We start from the raw sequence: 1843 nt of genomic DNA, 5'->3' as shown, positions 1-1843 counted from the left end.
GTGCAGGTCGGAACTTACCCGACAAGGAATTTCGCTACCTTAGGATGGTTATAGTTACCACCGCCGTTTACTGGCGCTTAAGTTCTCAGCTTCGCACACCCGAAAGTGCACTAACCGGTCCCCTTAACGTTCCAGCACCGGGCAGGCGTCAGTCCGTATACATCGCCTTACGGCTTCGCACGGACCTGTGTTTTTAGTAAACAGTCGCTTCTCGCTGGTCTCTGCGGCCACCCCCAGCTCACCGAGTAAATCGGATCACCAGTGATGGCCCCCCTTCTCCCGAAGTTACGGGGGCATTTTGCCGAGTTCCTTAACCATAGTTCACCCGAACGCCTCGGTATTCTCTACCTGACTACCTGAGTCGGTTTAGGGTACGGGCCGCCATGAAACTCGCTAGAGGCTTTTCTCGACAGCATAGGATCATCCACTTCACCACAATCGGCTCGGCATCAGGTCTCAGCCTCAATGTGTGACGGATTTACCTACCACACGGCCTACACCCTTACCCCGGGAACAACCATCGCCCGGGTTGGACTACCTTCCTGCGTCACCCCATCGCTTACCTAATACAAGTCTGGTTCGTCGGCTCCACCACTACCCTCAACTCCGAAGAGATCGGGCCGGCTTCACGGACTTAGCATCGCCTGATTCAGTATTGGGCGTTTCAAAGCGGGTACCGGAATATCAACCGGTTGTCCATCGACTACGCCTGTCGGCCTCGCCTTAGGTCCCGACTTACCCTGGGCAGATCAGCTTGACCCAGGAACCCTTAGTCAATCGGCGCACACGTTTCTCACGTGTGTATCGCTACTCATGCCTGCATTCTCACTCGTGAACCGTCCACAACTCGCTTCCGCGGCTGCTTCACCCGGCACACGACGCTCCCCTACCCATCCATACTCCCGTTGAGGATATGTGTATGAATGACACGACTTCGGCGGTACGCTTGAGCCCCGCTACATTGTCGGCGCGGAATCACTTGACCAGTGAGCTATTACGCACTCTTTCAAGGGTGGCTGCTTCTAAGCCAACCTCCTGGTTGTCTCTGCGACTCCACATCCTTTCCCACTTAGCGTACGCTTAGGGGCCTTAGTCGATGCTCTGGGCTGTTTCCCTCTCGACCATGGAGCTTATCCCCCACAGTCTCACTGCCGCGCTCTCACTTACCGGCATTCGGAGTTTGGCTAAGGTCAGTAACCCGGTAGGGCCCATCGCCTATCCAGTGCTCTACCTCCGGCAAGAAACACACGACGCTGCACCTAAATGCATTTCGGGGAGAACCAGCTATCACGGAGTTTGATTGGCCTTTCACCCCTAACCACAGGTCATCCCCCAGGTTTTCAACCCTGGTGGGTTCGGTCCTCCACGAAGTCTTACCTCCGCTTCAACCTGCCCATGGCTAGATCACTCCGCTTCGGGTCTAGAGCGTGCAACTCAAACGCCCTATTCGGACTCGCTTTCGCTACGGCTTCCCCACACGGGTTAACCTCGCTACACACCGCTAACTCGCAGGCTCATTCTTCAAAAGGCACGCAGTCACGACGCACCGAGCAAGCTCGATGCGCGACGCTCCCACGGCTTGTAGGCACACGGTTTCAGGTACTATTTCACTCCGCTCCCGCGGTACTTTTCACCATTCCCTCACGGTACTATCCGCTATCGGTCACCAGGGAATATTTAGGCTTAGCGGGTGGTCCCGCCAGATTCACACGGGATTTCTCGGGCCCCGTGCTACTTGGGTGTCTCTTAAACGAGCCGTTGATGTTTCAGCTACGGGGGTCTTACCCTCTACGCCGGACCTTTCGCATGTCCTTCGCCTACACCAACGGTTTCTGACTCGTCT

General features: G+C 56.0%; 1 rRNA gene. It reads right to left on the bottom strand.

The features are described from left to right. Positions 1-1843: ribosomal RNA gene (locus ACI2K4_RS36270) — 23S ribosomal RNA — on the bottom strand; the annotation flags it as partial.

The organism is Micromonospora sp. NPDC050397, assembly GCF_044901685.1.
GTDB lineage: Bacteria > Actinomycetota > Actinomycetes > Mycobacteriales > Micromonosporaceae > Micromonospora_G.
The sequence above is the reverse complement of the archived record's forward strand: the minus strand, read 5'-3'. Positions and strand labels throughout refer to the sequence as shown.